This window comes from Providencia alcalifaciens, from assembly GCF_915403165.1.
Classification (GTDB): domain Bacteria; phylum Pseudomonadota; class Gammaproteobacteria; order Enterobacterales; family Enterobacteriaceae; genus Providencia; species Providencia alcalifaciens_C.
Genome location: NZ_OU659204.1, coordinates 2,058,817 through 2,081,583, shown reverse-complemented (window position 1 = coordinate 2,081,583; position 22,767 = coordinate 2,058,817). Strand labels below are relative to the sequence as shown.

At 40.6% G+C, this 22,767-nt stretch carries 18 protein-coding genes and 1 tRNA gene; 13 read left to right on the top strand and 6 right to left on the bottom strand.

Features of this window, described 5'->3' with window-relative positions:
* Positions 1 to 54 precede the first annotated feature (54 nt).
* Positions 55 to 657: a DJ-1/PfpI family protein gene (locus LDO73_RS09575; protein ID WP_224057685.1), complete on the top strand. Its 603-nt coding sequence runs from the start codon at positions 55 to 57 to the stop codon at positions 655 to 657.
* 75 nt (positions 658 to 732) lie between these two features.
* On the opposite strand, the gene xthA is transcribed toward LDO73_RS09575, so the two are convergent.
* Positions 733 to 1,545, bottom strand: coding sequence for an exodeoxyribonuclease III (xthA, locus tag LDO73_RS09570; RefSeq protein ID WP_224057684.1), 813 nt, complete (start codon positions 1,543 to 1,545; stop codon positions 733 to 735).
* A gap of 454 nt (positions 1,546 to 1,999) precedes the next feature.
* On the opposite strand from xthA, the gene LDO73_RS09565 reads away from it, so the two are divergent.
* Positions 2,000 to 2,875: a LysR family transcriptional regulator gene (locus tag LDO73_RS09565; RefSeq protein WP_224057683.1), complete on the top strand. Its 876-nt coding sequence runs from the start codon at positions 2,000 to 2,002 to the stop codon at positions 2,873 to 2,875.
* Between the two features lies 1 nt (position 2,876).
* On the opposite strand, the gene LDO73_RS09560 is transcribed toward LDO73_RS09565, so the two are convergent.
* The 3 genes from LDO73_RS09560 to LDO73_RS09550 all read right to left on the bottom strand — a co-directional run bounded on the left by LDO73_RS09560 (position 2,877) and on the right by LDO73_RS09550 (position 4,538).
* A tRNA-Tyr gene (locus tag LDO73_RS09560) sits at positions 2,877 to 2,961 on the bottom strand.
* A gap of 159 nt (positions 2,962 to 3,120) precedes the next feature.
* The gene (gene purU / locus LDO73_RS09555; protein WP_224057682.1) at positions 3,121 to 3,969 is read right to left on the bottom strand and encodes a formyltetrahydrofolate deformylase; all 849 of its coding nucleotides are present in this window, start codon (positions 3,967 to 3,969) and stop codon (positions 3,121 to 3,123) included.
* Positions 3,970 to 4,058: 89 nt separating this feature from the next.
* On the bottom strand, positions 4,059 to 4,538 hold the full coding sequence (locus tag LDO73_RS09550; RefSeq protein WP_224057681.1) for a YchJ family protein: 480 nt from the start codon (positions 4,536 to 4,538) through the stop codon (positions 4,059 to 4,061).
* 116 nt (positions 4,539 to 4,654) lie between these two features.
* Between LDO73_RS09550 and rssB the strand changes: the two genes are divergently transcribed.
* Both rssB and galU read left to right on the top strand, forming a co-directional pair.
* Positions 4,655 to 5,671 carry a two-component system response regulator RssB gene (rssB, locus tag LDO73_RS09545; protein ID WP_224057680.1) on the top strand — a complete coding sequence of 339 codons (1,017 nt, stop codon included), beginning with the start codon at positions 4,655 to 4,657 and terminating at the stop codon, positions 5,669 to 5,671.
* A gap of 157 nt (positions 5,672 to 5,828) precedes the next feature.
* A complete protein-coding gene (galU, locus tag LDO73_RS09540) occupies positions 5,829 to 6,758 on the top strand; it encodes a UTP--glucose-1-phosphate uridylyltransferase GalU (protein ID WP_224057679.1) in 930 nt (309 codons plus the stop codon).
* A gap of 365 nt (positions 6,759 to 7,123) precedes the next feature.
* On the opposite strand, the gene hns is transcribed toward galU, so the two are convergent.
* The gene (gene hns, locus LDO73_RS09535) at positions 7,124 to 7,534 is read right to left on the bottom strand and encodes a histone-like nucleoid-structuring protein H-NS (protein ID WP_006661675.1); all 411 of its coding nucleotides are present in this window, start codon (positions 7,532 to 7,534) and stop codon (positions 7,124 to 7,126) included.
* A gap of 524 nt (positions 7,535 to 8,058) precedes the next feature.
* Here hns and LDO73_RS09530 point away from each other — a divergent pair.
* On the top strand, positions 8,059 to 8,688 hold the full coding sequence (locus tag LDO73_RS09530) for a thymidine kinase (protein ID WP_224057678.1): 630 nt from the start codon (positions 8,059 to 8,061) through the stop codon (positions 8,686 to 8,688).
* Between the two features lie 721 nt (positions 8,689 to 9,409).
* Here LDO73_RS09530 and adhE read toward each other — a convergent pair.
* Complete coding sequence (gene adhE / locus LDO73_RS09525; RefSeq protein ID WP_154603722.1) at positions 9,410 to 12,070, bottom strand: bifunctional acetaldehyde-CoA/alcohol dehydrogenase; 2,661 nt, start codon at positions 12,068 to 12,070, stop codon at positions 9,410 to 9,412.
* Positions 12,071 to 12,593: 523 nt separating this feature from the next.
* On the opposite strand from adhE, the gene LDO73_RS09520 reads away from it, so the two are divergent.
* The 8 genes from LDO73_RS09520 to LDO73_RS09485 all read left to right on the top strand — a co-directional run bounded on the left by LDO73_RS09520 (position 12,594) and on the right by LDO73_RS09485 (position 22,710).
* Positions 12,594 to 13,238 (top strand): YchE family NAAT transporter, encoded by a 645-nt coding sequence (locus tag LDO73_RS09520; protein ID WP_224057677.1) that lies wholly within the window; start codon positions 12,594 to 12,596, stop codon positions 13,236 to 13,238.
* A gap of 616 nt (positions 13,239 to 13,854) precedes the next feature.
* Positions 13,855 to 15,486: an ABC transporter substrate-binding protein gene (locus LDO73_RS09515; protein WP_224057676.1), complete on the top strand. Its 1,632-nt coding sequence runs from the start codon at positions 13,855 to 13,857 to the stop codon at positions 15,484 to 15,486.
* A 148-nt stretch (positions 15,487 to 15,634) separates the two neighbouring features.
* On the top strand, positions 15,635 to 17,221 hold the full coding sequence (oppA, locus tag LDO73_RS09510; RefSeq protein WP_423810889.1) for an oligopeptide ABC transporter substrate-binding protein OppA: 1,587 nt from the start codon (positions 15,635 to 15,637) through the stop codon (positions 17,219 to 17,221).
* Between the two features lie 66 nt (positions 17,222 to 17,287).
* The gene (gene oppB, locus LDO73_RS09505) at positions 17,288 to 18,208 is read left to right on the top strand and encodes an oligopeptide ABC transporter permease OppB (RefSeq protein ID WP_224057674.1); all 921 of its coding nucleotides are present in this window, start codon (positions 17,288 to 17,290) and stop codon (positions 18,206 to 18,208) included.
* Between the two features lie 15 nt (positions 18,209 to 18,223).
* Positions 18,224 to 19,132 carry an oligopeptide ABC transporter permease OppC gene (gene oppC / locus LDO73_RS09500; protein WP_108478075.1) on the top strand — a complete coding sequence of 303 codons (909 nt, stop codon included), beginning with the start codon at positions 18,224 to 18,226 and terminating at the stop codon, positions 19,130 to 19,132.
* A gap of 11 nt (positions 19,133 to 19,143) precedes the next feature.
* Positions 19,144 to 20,133 carry an ABC transporter ATP-binding protein gene (locus tag LDO73_RS09495; RefSeq protein WP_224057673.1) on the top strand — a complete coding sequence of 330 codons (990 nt, stop codon included), beginning with the start codon at positions 19,144 to 19,146 and terminating at the stop codon, positions 20,131 to 20,133.
* Positions 20,130 to 21,128, top strand: coding sequence for a murein tripeptide/oligopeptide ABC transporter ATP binding protein OppF (gene oppF, locus LDO73_RS09490; protein WP_224057672.1), 999 nt, complete (start codon positions 20,130 to 20,132; stop codon positions 21,126 to 21,128). Before LDO73_RS09495 ends, oppF begins: the two co-directional genes overlap by 4 nt.
* Before the next feature lie 205 nt (positions 21,129 to 21,333).
* A complete protein-coding gene (locus tag LDO73_RS09485; protein ID WP_224057671.1) occupies positions 21,334 to 22,710 on the top strand; it encodes an SMI1/KNR4 family protein in 1,377 nt (458 codons plus the stop codon).
* Positions 22,711 to 22,767 lie beyond the last annotated feature (57 nt).

Below are 22,767 nucleotides of genomic sequence, written 5' to 3'. Positions count from 1 at the left end.
AATTGTTATCTTTAAAGCCTAATTATTTTTTGGGGAATAATAAAGGTATAAATCATGAAAGAAATCGCCATTATTGCATTTGACCAGTTTACGGATATTGATCTGTTTCTGATGTGGGATATTTTGGGGCGCAATCGGCGGGATTGGCGTGTACGTATTTTGGGAAATGCACCAACATTACGCTCTGCCCATGGATTAGAGATTACCCCACAGGGGTCTCTGACTGAGGCGAGCCAAGCGGATGCGGTTTTGTTTTGTAGCGGTAAAGAGGGCGTTCCTTTAGCTTTGGCTGAACCGAGTTTTTTATCGTCTATTAATTTAGACCCATCTCGTCAATATATCGGCTCTATTTGTGCTGGGGCATTTATTCTCAATGCGTTAGGCCTGCTACCTAAACGTCAAGCATCCACGCATCCTGAAGCGATGGCTGCGCTGAAAACATTATCAGTGGAGCCGGTAAATCAACCTTTAGTGTGTGATGGCCGTGTCGCAACGGCAGGCGGTTGTTTATCGGCACTGTATTTGGTGGGATGGTTAATTGAATCGCTGTTTGATAAACAAAAAAGAGACGCGACGCTACAATCTGTATTACCTACAGGCCAACAGCCGTTATTCAATTCACTGATTGAGTTTAGTGTGCGCCAAGGGCGGATGTAGGAAGGGGGGATAGGGAGATAAAGTATAGGGCATATGATTATGCCCTATAAAGATCCTATAAAGAGAGGCTAAGGATTACTTAGTCAGATCGAACTCAGCCCAAACAGGTGCGTGGTCAGACGGTTTTTCCATGCCACGGATGTCGTAATCAATACCTGTTGCGCTACAACGGCTGGCGAGTTTCTTAGAGGCCAGCAGAAGGTCAATACGCAGACCTCGATTATCGTCAAAGCCTTTGGAGCGGTAATCAAACCATGAATAGCAATCAGTGGTATCTGGATGCTGCTCACGATAGGTATCTACAAGCCCCCAGCTCAGTAGTTTATCCAGCCATTCACGCTCTTCAGGTAAGAATGAGCATTTTCCTGTTTTCAACCAACGTTTACGGTTAACTTCACCAATGCCAATGTCTAAATCCGTATGGCTGATGTTCATATCGCCCATAATCAGCAATTGTGAATCTGCGGTTTGCGTTGATGTTACGTAATCTTGCAGATCACGATAGAATTTTTCTTTTGCTGGGAATTTGGTTGGGTGGTCACGGCTTTCCCCTTGAGGGAAGTAACCATTGATGACTGTCAGGACCCCTTCGCTGGTTTGAATATCAGCCATGATGATACGACGCTGAGCTTCATCATCATCCGTTGGAAACCCTTTTCTAACGGCAAGAGGTTCATTTTTCAGGAGTAATGCTACACCATAGTGGGCTTTTTGACCGTGAAAATAAACATGGTAGCCTAATTTACTGACTTCCTCGTAAGGGAACATATCATCGTGGACTTTTGTTTCTTGTAACCCAATGACTTCAGGTTGGTGTTTCTCAATAATTGCTTCCAGTTGATGAGGACGTGCTCTTAGACCATTAATGTTGAACGAAATAAATTTCATGGTTACTTATCACCCATTGCTTTGAACATGACTGAAGGGATTCTATCAGAAGCTAACAATAGTGTAACTATTAAATATTTTTTGTTTATATAATTGCCCATAATTTATTAGGGAACTTTAATTCTTAATAATAATATATCTATGACTGTTAATTAAAAAATGTTTGTTAGTTTTATAATTAACTACTAAAAACTTCATTTAAAGTCAGTTGGTTATTTATATTTTAATGTGATTTAATGGTGGGGCAATAAAAAATAATCAAATGAAACAATATAATATATTGCTTTGCTATGTTGGAAATTATAAAAATACTTTTATGAAATATTGTTAACCATCAAATGAAAAAATTTATTAGAATTTTATTTGATGTGGAAGATTATGGGTTAATCAATATGCTGTTATTTAAAATAATCATGTTGGTTTACATTTCAATAAATAGAATGGGGTCATAGATATGTTCTTTTCAAGAAAATTAGAGGCGTTTATGGCAGTTGTTGAGAATGGCTCGCTAAGCAAGGCTGCAAGGGTGATGAACCGCACGACACCCCCCATCGCAAAATCCATAAAAGACTTTGAAACGAGTTTGGGTAAACGGCTTTTTAAACGAGAAAAATTTGGAATGACATTAACTAAGGATGGCCAAGAACTTTATAACGATCTTAGAGATCTTTACTTGCAGGAGAAAGAAATAACAAAAAAACATTTCTCTGGTTATATCGTCAATGAAGCCAATATTTATTATGACTGGGGAAAGGAAAATCATTTAATTAATTTATATCAAGCAGCACACAAAAATAATGTACAGGTTAATATATTAAGATTTAACTATGATGAGGTAGATGAAATTGTCGATTATGATGGAAATACTTTAATTTTAAGTTCTGAATTAGTCGTCAGTGAAAGGTTTTCATTACAAAAAAAAATAGAGAATGCCCCTTTAGGTATTTATTGCAGAAAAGAGTTATATGAGAAATTTAATCATGATGTTGTCGTATTGCTACAGCAAAGTACTTGGCTATGTGACCCTTCATTTTATAAAAGCTCACTAATGAGTGACTTGCTCGCTAAAGTTGAAACCGTAGAGAGTAAATCCAGTATACGACAGATGGACAATATTGGATGTTGTCAAAGTTTCATTCAAGATGGTGATTTTATCGGGATTATTGATCACTACCCTGAGGACGAACTGATTGATAGGTCGCTGATCTATATCTCATTAAATGGAATTTTGGATAAAAGTGATTGCTATATTTATAAATCAAAATCACATTCAAGTGTGTTAAATCGATTTATTGGAGTCGTTGATAAACTTGGAAAAGAGACTGCTTAGATGGTGGTGGGAGAAGGATTCGAACCTTCGAAGTCTGTGACGGCAGATTTACAGTCTGCTCCCTTTGGCCGCTTGGGTATCCCACCAGATTTTGAATTGCTGTAATCGTTCACAGCGGGCGGCATCATATCAAATGACGCGCCCCTGTAAAGTATTAATTGAAAAAAAATGTCTGAATGCTGATTTTTTAATCTTAACGCATGATAAATCAACAAATTACTACAATTAATAACTGATGTGCTCTGTTATAAAATAATTGTTCGATTTCCATAAACAAAGACGCGCTGTGCTAATACCCAATATAAAGCGTGGCTCAGTACGTTCTTTTCAACGTCTCGACCGGCACGCATCATATCATCTGCAGTAAATGTGTGGTCCACATTGATAACGTTTTGCGTAATGATTGGGCCTTCATCTAAACTATCATTCACAAAGTGAGCGGTTGCTCCAATGATCTTAACGCCACGCTCATAGGCTTGGTGATAAGGACGTGCGCCGATGAATGCTGGTAAGAATGAATGGTGAATATTAATAATTTGATTAGGGTAGTGCTGAACGAAAGCAGGGGTTAGCACTCGCATATATTTTGCAAGGACAACGTAATCAGGCTGATATTGATCAATCTGTGCAGTGAGTTTCTCATCGTGCTGTTCGCGCGTTAACCCTTCATGGCTAATATGGTGGAATGGAATACCAAATTGCTCGACAAGATTTTTCAACGTATCGTGATTGCCTATAACAGCTGCAATATCGACATCTAACCCATCGTAAGCGCTTTTCATCAGAAGGTCACCAAGGCAGTGCGCTTCTTTTGTGACCATAATAACAATGCGGCGACGTCCAGCAGAGTTTAATTCGCGCTTAGATCCTTCCGGTAATGCATCATCTAAATCTGCCAGTAAGGTTTCATCGTTAAAAATCCCTTCCAGTTCCGTTCTCATGAAGAAACGACCAGTACGGTGATCAACAAACTCATTGTTTTGGATAATGTTCAGTTGGTGTTTGTAGCAAATATTGGTGATTTTAGCGATCAATCCTTTTGCATCAGGACAAATGGTTCTGAGAATTTTTTTCTGTACATTTTTGTGTTGCATGGAACTGTCTAATCCTTAACTGACTAAAGCCCAATAATTTAGGCTCATCGTAATTTGTGCAATGAATATACGAATTGATAAACAGAGAATTAATAACTATCGCAGCACTTCTTAAATTTTTTTCCTGAGCCGCATGGGCAATCATCATTGCGCCCAACTTTTGGTGTTATTCCGTCAATGTAATACCACTGTGTATCAATGCGTAGAAAACGGGAACGTTCGTGAATAAGCTGTTTATGATCAGCTTTTTCATCAATAAAGCAAGCCGAAAATTCGACATAAGCTTCATCAGAATTTTTAGCATGAGAAGAACTAATGACACGCAGTCCCAGCCATTCAGTTTGTTCAAAGCTATCTAAGATAGCTTCACGCCACTCTTGTGCTTGGCAATCTGGATGCCATGTTTTGATGAGGTAATCTGCATTGTGATGGACATAAGCGCTGTATCGTGAACGCATTAATTGCTCTGGGGTTTCAGCAATAGCCTGCCCAAGTAACAGCGGAGAGCAGCATTGGTCAAACGGCAGAGGATGACCGCAGCTACAATTATTTTTTAAAGATTGGCTCATTCTTTTCTCGATAAAATAACTATACTTAAAAAATATAGTCGTTAATGATTTTACAATATGACTATGTCGTCAGAATATATTACTTATGAAACCAGGGTTGTCGTGGTAGGTATGATATGAAAAATAGAAAAATACTCATAGTTGAAGATGAAAAAATTTTTTGTACTATTCTTCGTGAATACCTCGAAAGTTTAGAAACAGAAGTCTACATCGCGGACAACGGTGCGCTTGCACTTGACCTTATCACACAAAAAAAGGTGATTCCCGATGTCATTCTTTGTGACCTCAATATGCCCGTCATGAATGGTGAATCATTTATGGCAGAGCTGGTGGATCGCAATATTAATGTCCCTGTGATTGTTATTTCGGCAACCACAGACTTCACGCAATTAGATAGAATGTTTCGTCTTGGTGCGAAAGATGCATTATTAAAGCCAATAAAAAATCTTGATGAAGTGAAAATGACAATTCATGCAGCACTGTATCCTGAACAATATGACTCTGAAACACTCATTGAAAATGAAATCCAAAATATTTCGAGTATTTTGAGTAATGACAAGTTGGATATGTTAGCCATTTTGAAACAATTACAGCCTCCCGTGGCGCAGGTTATAAATGGCTATAAGATAAACTATAGGCAATTAAATGAAGCGAATCGTTTTGGCCTGCTGTTGGACATCGCCGCAATATCTGAAGAGCAAATTGGATTTTATTGCATTGATATTGAACGCTCACCGCAAGAAGGTGTGATGGCGGCTTTTTTAATTCGTGTTGTGTTTAATGATTTGTTGAAGAGTGCGGTGAACAACCGAGATAAAAAGTTACCTCAAATTGATAATATTATTAATCAAATAAATCACTTACTGGAAGATTCTGGCTTTTCTGGTCAGTTTCCATTGCTACTGGGTTACTTTAATACTAAATCTAAAAATGTGATTTTGGCGAGTGCAGGGCTGGAAGCCAATATTACGACGGAGCATCATCATTACCATCTCGCGCGCAATGTCCCATTAGGGACGCTAAAAACATATCATTCAAATCGATTAGATTTTCAAGGTGAGAATTGGAAGTGTCTTATTCATAATTCTAATCAGAAAATTAAGTTAATGTTTAATTCCGATGCTCAGAAATAATACATTTACTTAATGAATCTAGGTTCTATTTATCTTAAACGAGCCTATCTCTATTTATTCAATAATGAATCCTGATATACTGGCGCGCACTAAAAACGCGCCAGTATAGTTTATTTAAGATATAAACGGTGCTTATTAAATTTTTGGAGTTCTCGAGATGATCAAACGCAAGGTGCGTAAAGCGGTAATCCCAGTAGCAGGTTTAGGAACACGTATGCTTCCAGCGACGAAAGCCATTCCTAAAGAGATGCTACCAGTTGTTGATAAGCCTTTAATCCAGTATGTGGTTAATGAGTGTATTGCCGCAGGGATTAATGAAATTGTACTAGTGACACATTCATCTAAAAATTCTATTGAAAACCATTTTGATACTAGCTTTGAACTTGAAGCTATTTTAGAAGCGCGAGTTAAGCGTCAATTATTGGATGAAGTTAAATCCATTTGCCCAAGTCATGTGACTATCATGCAAACACGTCAAGGCATTGCAAAAGGTTTAGGTCATGCCATTCTGTGTGCTAAGCCACTAGTTGGTGATGAGCCTTTTGCCGTGATCCTTCCTGATGTTATTTTAGACCGTTACAGCACCGATTTAACGAAATTCAACCTTAAAGAGATGTTAGAACACTATGAAACTACTGGGGCTAGCCAAATTTTAGTTGAGCCAGTACCGGAAGACGATGTTTCTAACTACGGAATTGTGGATTGCAACGGTGTGACTTTACATCCAGGCGATAGTAAACCCATTTCCCGTATGGTTGAGAAACCAAAGCGTGATGAAGCACCATCCAATTTATCTATCGTAGGACGTTATGTATTATCCGAAAAGATTTGGGATGCATTAGCGAAAACAGCACCGGGTGCTGGCGATGAAATCCAATTAACGGATGCTATCGCTTTAATGATGGAAAATAAGGAACCGGTTGAAGCGTACCACTTATGTGGTAAAAGCCATGACTGTGGAAATAAATTAGGTTACATGAAAGCCTTTGTAGAATATGGCATGCAACACGATACACTAGGAAATGATTTTTCCGCGTGGATTAAAGAGTTAGCTGCTAATTTAGATTCAGCATCGAAATCTAATTAAAATACTAATCTTTGTTGTACAGATAAAAGCTAGCCTTTATGGCTGGCTTTTTTTATGGGTATTGTTTATGGGAATATGTAAAAAGGAGTACTCAGATTTTAAGTGTCATTAAATGTCAGTCATATAATATAAATAGATATAACCCGTACGGCGCGTAAAATAATTAGTGTAGAGTGTCTAGAGGGAACTTAAAGAATATCATTTGATTAAATTACGTAACTTTACTTTAACGTATATTTTATTTTGTAGCATTCTTTTTGATTTGAAATAGATGAAGGTGGCGGGGCTGAGGGGATGATAATAAGGGGCTATAAATAAAAACACCCTTATAAAAAGGGTGTTTAGAATTTGAAGGGTTATCAATATTAGATTAAGAAATCGTCTAAAGATTTGCCTTGTTCTTCGATTGCAACTTTAATTACTGCTGGAGTACGACCTTGGCCTGTCCAAGTTTTAGTTTCGCCGTTCTCATCAACATATTTATATTTTGCTGGGCGAGCAGCACGTTTAGCGCGAGTGCTGGTGCTTTTACCAGAATCCATAGTTTGCAGAAGGTCATTTAAATCTACGCCTTGTTCTAAAATCATTTCGCGAACTTTTTCCAGTTTGCGATTACGTTCTTCAACTTCAGCGCGAGCTTGGCTTTCTTCTTCACGACGTTCGTCAACAACGACAGTTAATTTTTCCAGCATTTCTTCTAAAGATTCTAAAGTGACTTCTCGTGCTTGAGCACGAAGCGTACGGATGTTATTTAATGCTTTTAATGATTCGCTCATTTTCCTGGTCTCAATTTTATATGTTGGCATGTGTACAGTAATAATAGAGTGCTATTTTAAATTCTGCAATAGCTAAATTACTTTGGTAGTTTAAAAGTTATCTTTAACGAATGCAATTTTTTTACAAAAGAATTATAAAAATTTTCATTGCTATAAATTGCTCTATTATCAATAACGGTACTAATGAAAAAAGGTAATTAGAAAGTGTCACTAAATTTTATATAAATAGCCTAGTGATAACCATTACCTTTTGTTTGCGATGTATCAATGGATGTTTTTAACGGAAATTTTCTTTTTTTGATAGAACCAATTTAGCAATATGTGCCAATGGCTATACCAGATAAAGTTAATATCAGTTTGAGATTAATTGTCTGTAACACAGATGATGTGTGATCTAAAGGAACTAATTTAACATAGTGATGGATGAAAATTCATACACTTACTTATCTACATAGGTTTAAGTTAATCTTAAAAAACCTTTATGCTAAAGTATTCGCGAATATTATTTTTTAGGGAACCGCCCAATGGCACAGCTATATTTCTATTATTCTGCGATGAACGCGGGTAAATCGACTTCATTATTACAATCTTCTTATAACTATCACGAACGTGGAATGCGTACGTTGATTTTTACTGCTGAAATCGATAACCGCTTCAGTCAGGGTAAGGTATCTTCGCGGATAGGTTTATCTGCGGATGCGTTATTATTTTCGCCTATAACGGATATGGCAGAAATTATCAAAAATGAGAATGATGCTCAAAAAGTACATTGCGTACTTATTGATGAATGCCAATTTCTAACAAAACAGCAAGTAGAGCAATTATGTGATGTTGTCGATAATTTAGACATTCCAGTACTTTGTTATGGCTTGCGAACGGATTTTTCTGGAGAATTGTTTGCAGGAAGCCAGTATTTATTAGCATGGGCAGATAAACTCGTTGAGTTAAAAACCGTCTGTTACTGTGGACGTAAGGCAAATAAAGTTTTACGGATTGGTGGTGATGGCATCCCTGTATATGAAGGGGCTCAAGTGGATATCGGTGGGAATGAAAAGTATATCTCAGTTTGCCGAAAGCATTACTCAGACGCCATCAAACAAGCTCAATTAATGAATAGTGGTGCAATTGAAAAAATACCGTTTAACTTCAAATAAGCATTAATTAAGATTAATGCGTCATATAGTTTACAAATAGGAATATCAGATTATTAAGATGTTTTTATCAAATAAAGTAAATAAATTAATAAAATACTCATTTCGTTAGTTCTAAAAAGGGATGCATCACAGATAAAATTTCAGCGTTCATAGAATAAAAACGGATTGAATAAAATTTGATGAGCCTCATGTTTTTAACATGGGGCTTTCCTTTTATATCAGTTTAATTTCACACTTTGGCACATTATTTATAATCAAAAATGCAAATCCGCTCGAAACAGTAGGCTAAATAAAATTTAGCATTTCACTGTTTCAGTATTATTCAAATACGGCTAAAACGGTCTGAAACCCCCAGCATGCTATTGGTGGGGGACAGTCGTTGTAATATCTAGATTAGACCAAGTCTCCCTCTAGCGCCGTTTCTACCTACAGAAATACTGTTGCTTGAAAGAATATTAAAAGCCATATAAATAGGGCGGCTATTTTTCACAGCAGCAATAAATTTTTAATAACAGTGAACGTGTCACAGTAAATTGCATCAGCTCATTGTGCTGTGGTTTTGTTGATGTAATGGCTCCCAGCTGAAATAAAAAGGCGCTTTCTCAGTCAGTTGGTACATTGTGATGACTGAATAACGAGAAAGGCTCCAAAAGCGTTAGGGAGACCCTAAATCTTTTGAAGCCTTTTTTATGTATTAATGGCTAAGCCATCAGCGGGTTAACTATTTTTTGCTGCTTTTCTTTTCAGCTTTTGGGGCCGCTGGCTCTGCACTTTGTTCAGTAAATTCACGGCCGTAGTAAGAATCCAGTAACAGCTGTTTAATTTCAGAAATCAGCGGGTAACGTGGGTTAGCACCAGTACATTGGTCATCAAATGCATCCTCAGACAGTTTATCTAAGTGAGCTAAGAAGTCCGCTTCGGCAACACCGGCTTCACGGATAGACTTAGGAATGCCTAAATCAGCTTTCATCTCTTCTAACCAAGCCAGTAAGCGTTCAATTTTCGCACCAGTCCGGTCACCTGCTTTGGTTAAGCCTAAGTGGTCTGCAATTTCAGCATATTGGCGACGTGCTTGAGGGCGGTCGTATTGGCTGAATGCTGTTTGCTTAGTTGGGTTATCATTTGCGTTGAAACGAATTACGTTACAAATCAATAGGGCGTTTGCTAAACCGTGTGGAATATGGAATTCAGATCCCAGTTTATGCGCCATTGAGTGACAAACCCCTAAGAAGGCGTTAGCAAAAGCAATACCTGCTAATGTTGCCGCATTATGAACTCGCTCTCTTGCTACTGGGTTTTTTGCCCCTTCATGGTAGCTTGCTGGCAGATAATCTTTTAACAGGGTCAGTGCCTTGAGGGCTTGGCCATCAGAGAACTCATTTGCCAGAACAGAAACATAAGATTCTAATGCGTGAGTGACTGCATCCAGACCACCAAATGCGGTTAAGGATTTAGGCATATTCATCACGAGGTTAGCATCAACAATCGCCATATTTGGTGTTAATGCGTAGTCCGCTAATGGGTATTTTTGACCCGTTTTATCATCGGTCACAACAGCAAATGGTGTCACTTCTGAACCTGTACCTGAGGTGGTAGTGATAGCGACTAGTTTTGCTTTAACACCCATTTTCGGGAACTTGTGAATACGTTTACGGATATCCATAAAGCGCAATGCTAATTCTTCAAAGTGTGTTTCTGGATGTTCGTACATCACCCACATGATTTTCGCGGCATCCATTGGGGAACCACCACCTAAGGCAATGATCACATCCGGTTGGAAGGCTTGCATTTGCGCTGCACCTTTACGCACAACGGATAATGTTGGGTCAGCTTCGACTTCAAAGAAAACATCGGTTTCAATATGGTGCTTTTTCAGAACATCGACGATTTCATCAACATAGCCATTATTAAATAAGTAGCTATCGGTCACGATAAAGACGCGTTTTGCACCATCAGTGGCTATCTCTTCTAAAGCAATTGGAAGACATCCACGGCGGAAATAGATTGAACTAGGAAGTTTATGCCACAACATATTTTCAGCTCTTTTTGCCACGGTTTTCTTATTGATTAAATGTTTTGGTCCTACGTTTTCAGAGATGGAGTTACCACCCCAAGAACCACAACCCAAGGTTAAAGATGGTGCCAGTTTAAAGTTATACAGGTCACCGATACCGCCTTGAGAAGCAGGGGTATTAATCAAAATACGCGCCGTTTTCATTTTTTCGCCAAAATAGCTGACACGGTCATGCTGGTTATCTTGGTCAGTATAGAGACAAGATGTGTGACCGATACCGCCCATTTCCACTAATTGCTCAGCTTTCTCTACCGCATCTTCAAAGTTTTTAGCGCGATACATTGCTAAGAGTGGGGACAGTTTTTCATGGGCGAATGGCTCTGACTCATCAACAAGTTTGACTTCACCAATTAAGATCTTAGTCGTTTCAGGAACGACAACACCGGCCATTTCTGCAATTTTAAATGCAGGTTGACCCACGATAGCCGCATTTAAGTTGCCATCTTTCAAAATGATATTTTGTACCGCTTTGAGCTCTTTGCCTTGCAGCAGGTAGCCACCATGGGTAGAGAAACGCTCACGGACTTGATCATAAACTGCATCAACGACCACAACAGATTGCTCAGATGCGCAAATCACGCCGTTATCAAATGTTTTCGACATTAAGATAGAGGCAACGGCTCGTTTGATATCTGCGGTTTCATCGATAACAACTGGCGTGTTACCCGCACCAACACCAATCGCAGGTTTACCGGAACTGTAAGCCGCTTTCACCATGCCTGGGCCACCTGTTGCTAAGATCAGGTTAATGTCAGGGTGATGCATCAGTGCATTGGACAACTCAACAGAAGGGGAGTCAATCCAACCAATAATATCTTTTGGTGCACCAGCTTCAATGGCCGCATTCAATACAATCTCAGCAGCACGGTTGGTCGCAATTTTAGCGCGAGGATGTGGAGAGAAAATAATTGCGTTACGAGTTTTTAAGCTAATTAATGATTTAAAAATTGCAGTCGAGGTAGGGTTAGTGGTTGGAACGATACCACAGATAATACCAATCGGTTCAGCAATGGTGATGGTACCAAAAGTTGGGTCCTCAGACAGAACACCACAGGTTTTTTCATCTTTATATGCGTTGTAGATATACTCAGAAGCGAAGTGGTTTTTAATCACTTTATCTTCAACAATCCCCATGCCTGATTCTTCAACTGCGAGTTTTGCTAATGGAATTCGTGCATCAGCCGCAGCAAGGGCAGCGGCACGGAAAATACGATCCACTTTCTCTTGAGAGAAGCTGGCAAATTCACGTTGAGCTTTTTTGACACGAGCAACAAGTTCATTGAGTTCAGTAACGTTTGTTACGGACATATAGATTACTCCTGATAAAGTTAAAATTTTTAAGCCAATGAGCAAAGTATCTAAAAAAAGCTGTTGTAACTAGAACATCCAAAACGACCATTCCAAACAAGCAACCAAAACAACAGTATAGATAAACTTAATAATAATGCTTTTCGCTCATGCTAATTGGCTTATAAATCTCAGAAAAATAGCTCAAAAAGTAAAAATTAACTGATTAATCACCGCATTCATTAGTTGAGAATAGATTAACAAAAAGGGAATTTAATAAAGTGATCTAAATCACAAAACATGCAAGCTGACTCCATTCAGCATGCCGTTTTTACAGGGCTCATTGATTTGCAAAAAAATGATTAATTTATCGCTAAAAAGAGGCGAATAAATCCCCCTTTTTTGGTCATTAAGATAAGCTGCAATAAATAATTCTACTAAGATGCACAAAATTGTTCTTTAACTAAGGATTTTAGCGATTTCAGTGATAAAATTAGTTCAGGTAATCGTTTCTTGTTTAAGAATTTTATGAGGGTATTAATGGGTGAGCGCAACATTACTTGATTTATCAGGCTATATTAAATTTTTTATTGGTCTATTTGCGTTGGTAAACCCGGTTGGTATCCTGCCTGTGTTTATTAGTATGACAAACTATCAGACCGTTGCGAGCCGCAATAGAACCAATACGATAGCCAACTCATCAGTCGCAATTATTCTTTGTATATCGTTGCTGGTGGGGGATTCGATATTACAGCTGTTTGGTATTTCAATTGACTCATTCCGTATCGCGGGGGGAATTCTGATTGTCACCATCGCGTTATCGATGATCAGCGGTAAAATTGGTGAGGACAAGCAGAACAAACAAGAAAAAACAGAAACTGCAGTGCGCGATAGTATTGGCGTAGTACCGTTAGCGCTTCCATTAATGGCTGGCCCCGGTGCAATCAGTTCGTGCATTGTCTGGTCATCGCGATGGACGGGCTGGCAGAACTTTATTGGTTTAGCGTTAACCAGTATTTTGTTCGCTTTTTGCTGCTGGCTGTTGTTCCGCTCTGCATCTTTATTGGTTCGTTACTTAGGGCAAACGGGGATCAACGTTGTCACCCGTATCATGGGCCTGTTACTTATGTCATTAGGTATCGAAATCGCTGTAACTGGTGTTAAAGCCATATTTCCAGGACTTTTATAGTGAGCATTATTTAGCCGTCTTACGAGACGGCTATTCACATCCGCCTTTCCCATCATTCCATTATTCCTTTCGAGTTCAAAATTTTTACTCAATTATCTTGGCTTGTTCTGTGCAACCAAACTGTCCTTTACAATCAAAATAGTTCCTCTGTGCGATAAATTTGAAATGTGATTATGTGTCGCACTTTTTGCAAAATCAGGCATAAAAAGTAAGGAAATGTGAGCTGCGTAAATTTATTCACTATTCTCATTAGAGATTGTTAATGATATGTTTGGATTATTGTCGGTGAAGATTTTAAGAGTGACTTAAGGTTTTTTATTATCTATTTGTTTTTGTTTGAGTATTTAAAGGTTTTGAAAGTGTGCCACTCTTTTTGAATAGGTTTTTTAACTTTAGATGTTAAATAAATGTAATTTCTTATAACTTTTTTTTATAAGCTTTCTGAGCAAAATTGCATCTCTAAGGAAAGCTTTTGGTGGTTAAATTAGAAAACAGCATAGGAAACAGTGACTAAAGCAGCAGTAAATCAACAATGTGGAGGCGTGCCAAACGTCGTTCAACATACGTTGAAACGTTAACTGTAAAACCATAACCATGAAATGGAGAAGGCGTAACGATGAAACTTACTACCAAGCACAGTTTACTTTCCTGTCTCATTTTCTCATTAGCAATTTCTGCTCAAGCCTCATCAATCCCCGATAAATCCTCATTAAATAAATCATCCATAAATAAAATAGTGGTCAATAACGGTTCAGAAGTGACTTCACTCGATCCTCATAAAGTCGAAGGAGTGCCTGAAGGCAATATTATTTTAAATTTATTGGAAGGGCTGGTTTACGACGATATTAATGGAGTGGCGGTCCCTGGCATGGCAACCCATTGGAAAAATGAAAATTACACTGTATGGACATTTACCCTACGCGATGATGCCAAGTGGAGTGATGGCACTCCCGTTGTTGCAGAGGATTTTGTATATAGTTGGCAGCGTTTAGCGGATCCCAAAACCGGTTCGCCTTATTCCAGTTATTTACAAAATGCTTATATCGAAAATGCAGACGCTATTTTAAAAGGTCAAAAACCCAAAGAGTCATTGGGTATCAAAGCGTTAGATGACAAACACTTGCAAGTCACACTAAGCCATCCTGTCCCGTATTTTATTGACATGCTTTCCCACACTTCAATGAAACCAGTTAACCGTAAAGCCATTGAAAAGTATGGCGATAAGTGGACTCAACCGGGTTCCTTTGTGGGCAATGGTGCCTATGTTTTGGATGAGTGGACGGTAAACGAGCGAATTATCATTAAGCGTAATCCGTTATATTGGAATGACGCAAAAACGCAGGTTGATCAAGCAACATTCTTAGCCATTACCTCTGAAGTCAGTGATAACAACCGTTATCGCAGTGGGGAAATTGATATTAGTAATTCGGCTATTCCACCAACACTGTTTAAAAAGATGAAAACGGAGAAGCCGAACGAGCTGTATGTTCGCCCGTATCTGTGTACGTTTTATTATGAAATTAATAACCAAAAAGCCCCATTCACTGACCCTCGGGTACGCGAAGCCATTAAGTTAGGTTTAGACAGAGAAACCATCACCAATAAAATTATCGGTCAAGGGCAGACTGTGGCTTACGGTTTTACGCCAACGTTTATCCATAATGGTAATTTTGCAGTGCCAGAATGGGCAAAGCTCACGCCAGAACAGCGTTATCAACGTGCGAAAGAGTTGCTAGCACAAGCCGGATATAGCGCCAAAAATCCCCTCAAATTCACATTGCTATATAACACCTCAGACCAAAATAAACAGCAGGCGATTGTGGCCGCATCCATGTGGCAGAAAAATATTGGCGCAGAGGTGACTTTGCAAAACCAAGAGTGGAAAACCACACTGCAAAATCGCCATGAAGGGAATTATCAGGTTGCGAGAGCGACGTGGTGCGCTGATTACAATGAGCCTTCTGCCTTCTTGAATTCATTACTATCAGAAAACAGCAACAATACGGCGGCCTATAAAAATAAAGCCTATGACCAACTGCTATTAGAGGCTTTAACGGCACCGAATGACCAAGCACGTCAACAGATTTACCAACAGGCAGAAACCTTGCTGGATAAGGACTCTGCGCTGGTTCCCGTGTATTACCGTGTGAGTGCAAGGATGATCAAGCCCACAATCGGAGGATTTAAAGGTGAAGACCCTCTTGATCACATGGATATTAAGCGGTTATATATTAATTCTACTAATTAATAATTTTGTAATAAACAAAATAATTGCTTACTGACTAAGTAAGCAGATGCATCAACAACACAACCAAAACAATAGTATGGGAGTAACCAAAATAATGAGCAAATTACTGAATAAGACATTTGTTGCTTTAAGCGTTGCTGCTGGGTTAATGGCAGGAACGATGGCGACAAGTTATGGTGCAGTGGTTCCTGCGGGTGTCGAGCTGGCTGAAAAACAAAATATCGTTCGTAATAACGGAACAGAGCCGCAATCCCTTGATCCTCATAAAATTGAAGGGGTGCCAGAATCCCATCTTTCAAGAGATCTGTTTGAAGGGATCACCATCGTGGGTCCTGCTGGGGAGATTTTACCTGGCTCTGCGACCAGTTGGGAAAACAAAGATTTTACCGAATGGACATTTAAAATTCGTGACGATGCCAAATGGTCAAATGGTGACCCTGTCACGGCGGAAGATTTCGTGTATAGCTGGCGTAGACTGGCCGATCCTGATACCGCATCCCCATACGCGAGCTATTTACAGTATGCCCATGTGAAAAATGTTGATGATGTAATTGCGGGTAAGAAAAAGCCAGAAGAATTAGGTATCAAAGCGCTGGATGATAAGACCTTAGTTCTGACCTTAAGTGAAGCTGTCCCTTATATTCCTAAGTTATTAGCGCATCCATCGATGTCGCCAGTGAATAAAAAAGTGGTTGAAAAATTTGGTACTAAATGGACACAACCAGCAAATTTCGTTGGAAATGGGGCCTATAAGTTAAAAGATTGGACGGTTAACGAACGTATTATTTTAGAGCGAAGCCCAACCTATTGGGATAATGCTCACACGGTTATTGACCAAGTCACTTTCCTGCCAATATCCTCAGAAGTGACGGATGTGAACCGCTATCGCAGCGGTGAAATTGACATGACGCACACCAACTTACCGATTGAGCAGTTCAAAAATATCCAGCAAACCATGCCAAAAGATCTGCGTGTAAGCCCATACATGTGTATCTACTACTATGAAATTAATAATGAAAAACCACCATTTAATGATCCTCGTGTTCGTGAAGCACTAAAACTGTCGATGGACAGAGATGTGATTGCCACGAAAATCAAAGCAATGGGCGATATTCCGGCTTATGGATTTACCCCACCATTTACAAGCGGCATGAAAACAGAAAAACCGGATTGGTATGCCAATATGACCCAAGAGCAGCGTAATGAAAAAGCCAAACAGCTGCTGGAAGAAGCGGGTTACAACAAATCCAACCCATTGAAATTTAACTTACTGTATAACACGTCGGACTTGCATAAGCGTCTCGCGATTGCGGCTTCCTCTATGTGGAAGAAAAATATTGGCGCGGATGTGAAACTGGAAAACCAAGAGTGGAAAACCTTCTTAGATAGTCGCCACCAAGGTAACTATGACGTAGCGCGTGCGGGCTGGTGTGCGGATTATAACGAACCTTCATCTTTCTTAAACATGCTGCTTTCTTATAGCAGTAACAATACCGTGCATTATAAAAACAAAGATTTCGATGCCATCATGAAGAAAACACTTCAGGTGAAAACGGATGAAGAGCGTGCTGAACTGTATCAACAAGCCGAAAAACTCTTAGATAAAGACTCTGCAATTGTGCCTATCTACTACTATGTGAACACCCGCTTAGTGAAGCCATACGTGGGTGGATATACGGGGAAAGATCCATTAGATAACTTACATACTAAAGATCTGTATATCATCAAGCACTAATCACAACAGGCTGGCTCCTTGAGAGCCAGCCATTAGCCTAAATGGCAATAGAAGTAGGAAAGGGCAATGTTTAAATTTATTTTGCGTCGTTTGCTTGAAGCAATTCCGACTTTATTTATTCTTATTACCATCTCATTCTTCATGATGAGACTCGCGCCGGGCAGCCCGTTTACTGGCGAGCGTAAACTTCCACCTGAAGTGATGGCCAACATTGAGGCGAAATATCACCTTAATGACCCAATGTATAAGCAGTATTTCAGCTACTTATTCCAACTTTCTCAAGGGGATTTCGGTCCCTCTTTCAAATATAAAGACTACAGCGTCAACGACTTAGTTGCGAAAGCCTTTCCCGTGTCTGCAAAATTAGGTGCCACAGCCTTTGTGGTCGCCGTGTTATTTGGTGTTACTGCGGGGGTGATTGCCGCATTAAATCAAAATACCAAATGGGACTTTACAGTCATGGGATTCGCCATGACGGGGGTTGTCATCCCAAGCTTTGTTGTGGCACCACTTTTGGTGCTGATTTTTGCCATTCACTTAAAATGGCTCCCCGGTGGAGGTTGGGATGGTGGTAACGTCACACACATGATTTTACCGATGGTGGCGCTCTCTTTGGCGTATATCGCCAGCATTTCGCGTATTACCCGTGGTTCGATGATTGAGATCATGCACTCAAACTTTATTCGTACTGCGCGCGCAAAAGGATTACCGCTGCGTACCATTATTTTCCGCCATGCGTTAAAACCAGCATTACTGCCAGTGCTCTCTTATATGGGACCTGCGTTCGTTGGGATCATCACAGGTTCTATGGTGATTGAAACCATTTTCGGCTTACCGGGAATTGGACAGTTGTTCGTCAATGGTGCATTAAACCGAGATTACTCATTAGTGCTCAGCTTAACGATTTTAGTTGGGATATTGACCATTGCCTTTAATGCCATCGTCGATGTGCTGTATGCCGTCATCGACCCGAAAATTCGTTACTAAGACCGGAGAAACACTATGTTATTAAACAACAAAAATAGTGAAGCTCTGGAAAACTTTTCTGAGCAATTAGATATTGAAGGGCGCAGCCTTTGGCAAGATGCAAGACGACGCTTTATGCATAACCGTGCGGCAATTGTCAGCCTGTGTGTGCTGTTTTGTATCACGATGTTTGTGATTTTTGCCCCGATGTTATCGCCATTTTTATATGACGATACCGACTGGGAAATGATGTCAACGCCACCTGATTGGGCGACAGGACACTATTTCGGGACGGATGCATCAGGGCGCGACTTACTTGTGCGTGTGGCAATTGGTGGACGAATTTCATTAATGGTTGGCGTTGCAGCGGCATTAGTCGCGGTGGTGGTCGGCACCTTATATGGCTCACTGGCAGGTTATGTGGGCGGTAAAGTCGACTCCATCATGATGCGCTTACTGGAGATTTTAAACTCCTTCCCGTTCATGTTCTTCGTTATTTTGTTAGTGACGTTATTCGGCACCAATATCCTACTGATTTTTGTCGCCATTGGGATGGTGTCATGGCTAGATATGGCGCGTATTGTACGTGGGCAAACTCTGGGGCTAAAACGCAAAGAGTTTATTGAAGCGGCATTAGTTTGTGGTGTCAGCACTCGTCATATTATCTTGCGTCATATCGTACCGAATGTCCTGGGTGTGGTGGTGGTTTACGCATCATTATTAGTCCCAAGTATGATTTTGTTTGAATCATTCTTAAGCTTCCTTGGCTTAGGAACTCAAGAGCCGCTCAGTAGCTGGGGTGCTTTACTTAGTGATGGCGCTAACTCTATGGAAGTCACGCCGTGGTTACTGTTGATCCCCGCTGGGTTCTTAGTTATCACGCTGTTCTGTTTTAACTTTATCGGCGATGGCTTACGTGATGCCCTCGACCCGAAAGATCGCTAAGGGGCTAATTTATGGAACATTCAACACGCAAAAGCCCTTTATTATCGGTGCAGGATTTAAACGTCACATTTGCTACCCAAGATGGGGATGTGACGGCGGTGAATAAACTCAATTTTGAATTGAGTGCGGGGGAAACTCTGGGAATTGTGGGTGAGTCCGGTTCGGGTAAATCCCAAACCGCCTTTGCTTTGATGGGGTTGCTGGCAAAAAATGGTCGAGTAGGTGGCTCTGCCATATTTAATGGGCGTGAGATTTTAAATCTCAAGGAGAAAGAGCTTAACCGCATGCGCGCGGAAGAGATCTCCATGATTTTCCAAGACCCTATGACCTCCCTCAACCCATACCTGAAAATCGGTACGCAGTTATCTGAAGTGTTGATGCTGCACAAAGGGATGAGTAAGAAAGAGGCTTTTGAAGAATCTGTGCGTATGCTGGATGCAGTAAAAATGCCGGAAGCCCGTAAACGGATGAATATGTACCCGCATGAGTTTTCAGGCGGTATGCGCCAGCGAGTGATGATTGCGATGGCGCTATTGTGCCAGCCCAAGCTACTGATCGCCGATGAACCGACAACCGCATTGGACGTCACGGTACAAGCGCAGATCATGACCTTGCTGAATGAACTGAAGCAAGAATTTGATACCGCGATCATCTTAATAACCCATGACTTAGGGGTTGTCGCCGGTGTGTGTGACAAGGTGCTTGTGATGTATGCGGGGCGCACGATGGAGTATGGCAGCGCACGAGATATTTTCTATCAGCCATCTCATCCATATTCGCTGGGTTTATTAGCGGCAGTGCCGCGCTTAGATGGTGATGACGATAACTTAGCCACCATTCCAGGCAACCCGCCAAACTTATTGCGCTTACCAAAAGGGTGTCCATTCTCGCCGCGTTGCCAATATGCAAACCAGCACTGCGTAGAACAAGAGCCCCAATTATCCAGTTTTGCACAATCACGTTTACGTGCCTGCTTTAAGCCTGTGGAGGAATTAGTATGAGCCAAGAAAATAGGCAGGTGCTGCTGGAAGTGAATGACTTAAAAGTGCATTTTTCCATCAGAGATAAACAACAGTGGTTCTGGCAGCCGGATAAAAGCTTAAAAGCCGTCGATGGGGTAACACTGCGTTTATACGAAGGGGAAACCTTGGGTGTGGTGGGGGAATCTGGCTGTGGTAAATCCACATTTGCGCGAGCATTAATTGGCTTAGTAAAATCCACCAGCGGCACGGTGACATGGTTAGGACAAAACTTACTTACCATGAACGATAAACAGTGGCGTAATGTACGTAGCGATATCCAAATGATTTTCCAAGATCCACTAGCATCCTTAAACCCACGGATGACGATTGGAGATATTATCGCGGAGCCACTGAAAACTTATCATCCGAAGATGCCACAAAAAGAAATCACTGAAAAAGTGAAGAAAATGATGATGCGAGTCGGGTTACTACCCAACCTGATCAACCGCTATCCTCATGAATTCTCTGGTGGTCAATGTCAGCGTATTGGGATTGCGCGGGCGCTGATTTTAGAGCCGAAATTGGTGATTTGTGATGAGCCAGTGTCTGCGCTGGACGTCTCGATTCAAGCACAAGTGGTGAATTTACTGCAAGAACTTCAGCGGGAAATGAAGCTCTCCTTAATCTTTATTGCTCACGACCTTGCGGTGGTAAAACACATTTCTGACCGCGTATTAGTGATGTATTTAGGACATGCAGTAGAGCTGGGGACTTATGATGAAGTGTATAACAACCCGCTGCATCCTTATACACGCGCATTGATGTCTGCAGTGCCTGTGCCTGATCCAGATAAGGAAAAAAATAAGCAAATTGAGCTGCTTGAAGGGGAGTTGCCATCGCCAATTAATCCGCCTTCTGGGTGTGTATTTAGAACACGCTGCCCAAGCGCTGACACGGAATGTGCCAAAACCCGTCCATTACTCGAAGGAAGTTTCAAGCATGCAGTGTCTTGTTTGAAAATTGATCCACTGTAATCGGTAAGATTTGCGTTTTATTGTTGTATTAAGGCTCCCTTTATCATTCATAAAGCGGAGCCTTTTTTATGCGAAACAATTTTCAGAGAATTCAAACCTAATTGCGACTTAAAATAATCAGTTAGCTATGATATTAAAGGCAGCGATATTAAAAGTGATGATATTAAAAATAAATAATTAAAACTTGATAGGACAGTAACCGTTAATGAGTGACCACTTGCAGCAGATCCATCAAATACATCAAACATGGCAAGCCATCAACCAGCGTTATGCTGATGACCAAATCCAACGTATTCAACAAAAACTCCCCCTTGCTAAGCAAATGGATAACGATGAAGAGTTGTTCGGAGCGGACAGCCACCATTATCAGCTCAATCCGCCTTTGGATATGGCGCAGATAGAACAATGGCAGCGACGTACTGGTGCACAGCTACCCCAAGAATATGTGCAGTTTATGACGCAATTGGGCAATGGTGGCGCAGGCCCTTATTACGGTATAGAGCGTTTTGAAGACAGTGAAAATCGCTATGATGCCGTCACATTATCTTGCGTGCTTAGCCCAACCATGAGCGATGAAGAGTGGCAAACACTCAGCCACTTAGCAGAAGATTGCACTGATGAAGAGTACGACTCACGGGAAAGCTTGCTTCATCAAGGACTGTTTTACCTTGGTACTTGCGGCTGTACATATGACATCCTGCTGGTGGTGACGGGCAAACATGCCGGGCGACTGGTTTATACCCATGAATGGTGTGACTCACCAACACCGTATCAGTTTGCTTATGAAGGCCACTTTTTGGATTGGTATGAGCGCTGGCTGGATGAAATTATTCATCAATACGATACAGGCTGGTTTGGGCATCGAATGGGCGGTGATGAAACCTCGTTATTCAACCTATTTCATCATAACGATAATGAAAAAACGAAGCTGGCGGCGCTAGAAGGACTGAAAAAGTTACCGTCATTATCGGAAAAGGGCATTGAGCAACTCACTCGTATATTAGATAACGAAGCACTCGCCGTTTACCATGTGAAGGCGTTGGAAGTATTAGCTAAATATTCAGCTGCTGCGTCATCTAACTATTTAGCCCAAGCGCTTGGGAGCCAAGATCCTGCGCAAATCAATCGTGGATTGCAGCTGATTTATTGGTATCAAAAATCCGATTTAGCGAAGTATCAATCGGCTATTTTAGCTAAATTAGCACAGTGCGAACATGCAGATACGGTGAGCTTTGCGGGGTATATCCTCAAGGAGTTGCAAGCGGTTAATGTGGAAGATTTCCAACACTTATTTAGTCATGCTGATAGTCAGATTGCTGTCAGTGCGCTGTATGCGGCTTCCCATGATGTGAATTTTAGCCAAAAAGTCGTTAATTACTTTGAATATATGATTGCGGATAAGAGTGAAGTTGCATTAACCTCGATCCAAGCTGTTGCGCGTTCATCTGAGCTTGCTGACGGGGTGGAACCGTATATTGTGGCGGCGTGGGAAAAATACCCATTAGATAAGAGTGACTATATTCGCAATAATCTGCGTCACTATATTAAGAAGCATCATTTACAGTTGGATTTAGCAGAATAACCTTTAATAAAAGCTGGGAGAATATTTTCCCCATCAGACCATATCTAAACCCATCAG

What these genes read in the sequence shown, in the direction of transcription:
- LDO73_RS09575 (WP_224057685.1), top strand. Translation starts at nt 55, where the DNA reads ATGAAAGAAATCGCCATTATTGCATTTGACCAGTTTACGGATATTGAT.
- xthA (WP_224057684.1), bottom strand. Translation starts at nt 1,545, where the DNA reads ATGAAATTTATTTCGTTCAACATTAATGGTCTAAGAGCACGTCCTCAT.
- LDO73_RS09565 (WP_224057683.1), top strand. Translation starts at nt 2,000, where the DNA reads ATGTTCTTTTCAAGAAAATTAGAGGCGTTTATGGCAGTTGTTGAGAAT.
- purU (WP_224057682.1), bottom strand. Translation starts at nt 3,969, where the DNA reads ATGCAACACAAAAATGTACAGAAAAAAATTCTCAGAACCATTTGTCCT.
- LDO73_RS09550 (WP_224057681.1), bottom strand. Translation starts at nt 4,538, where the DNA reads ATGAGCCAATCTTTAAAAAATAATTGTAGCTGCGGTCATCCTCTGCCG.
- rssB (WP_224057680.1), top strand. Translation starts at nt 4,655, where the DNA reads ATGAAAAATAGAAAAATACTCATAGTTGAAGATGAAAAAATTTTTTGT.
- galU (WP_224057679.1), top strand. Translation starts at nt 5,829, where the DNA reads ATGATCAAACGCAAGGTGCGTAAAGCGGTAATCCCAGTAGCAGGTTTA.
- hns (WP_006661675.1), bottom strand. Translation starts at nt 7,534, where the DNA reads ATGAGCGAATCATTAAAAGCATTAAATAACATCCGTACGCTTCGTGCT.
- LDO73_RS09530 (WP_224057678.1), top strand. Translation starts at nt 8,059, where the DNA reads ATGGCACAGCTATATTTCTATTATTCTGCGATGAACGCGGGTAAATCG.
- adhE (WP_154603722.1), bottom strand. Translation starts at nt 12,070, where the DNA reads ATGTCCGTAACAAACGTTACTGAACTCAATGAACTTGTTGCTCGTGTC.
- LDO73_RS09515 (WP_224057676.1), top strand. Translation starts at nt 13,855, where the DNA reads ATGAAACTTACTACCAAGCACAGTTTACTTTCCTGTCTCATTTTCTCA.
- oppA (WP_423810889.1), top strand. Translation starts at nt 15,635, where the DNA reads ATGGCAGGAACGATGGCGACAAGTTATGGTGCAGTGGTTCCTGCGGGT.
- oppB (WP_224057674.1), top strand. Translation starts at nt 17,288, where the DNA reads ATGTTTAAATTTATTTTGCGTCGTTTGCTTGAAGCAATTCCGACTTTA.
- oppC (WP_108478075.1), top strand. Translation starts at nt 18,224, where the DNA reads ATGTTATTAAACAACAAAAATAGTGAAGCTCTGGAAAACTTTTCTGAG.
- LDO73_RS09495 (WP_224057673.1), top strand. Translation starts at nt 19,144, where the DNA reads ATGGAACATTCAACACGCAAAAGCCCTTTATTATCGGTGCAGGATTTA.
- oppF (WP_224057672.1), top strand. Translation starts at nt 20,130, where the DNA reads ATGAGCCAAGAAAATAGGCAGGTGCTGCTGGAAGTGAATGACTTAAAA.
- LDO73_RS09485 (WP_224057671.1), top strand. Translation starts at nt 21,334, where the DNA reads ATGAGTGACCACTTGCAGCAGATCCATCAAATACATCAAACATGGCAA.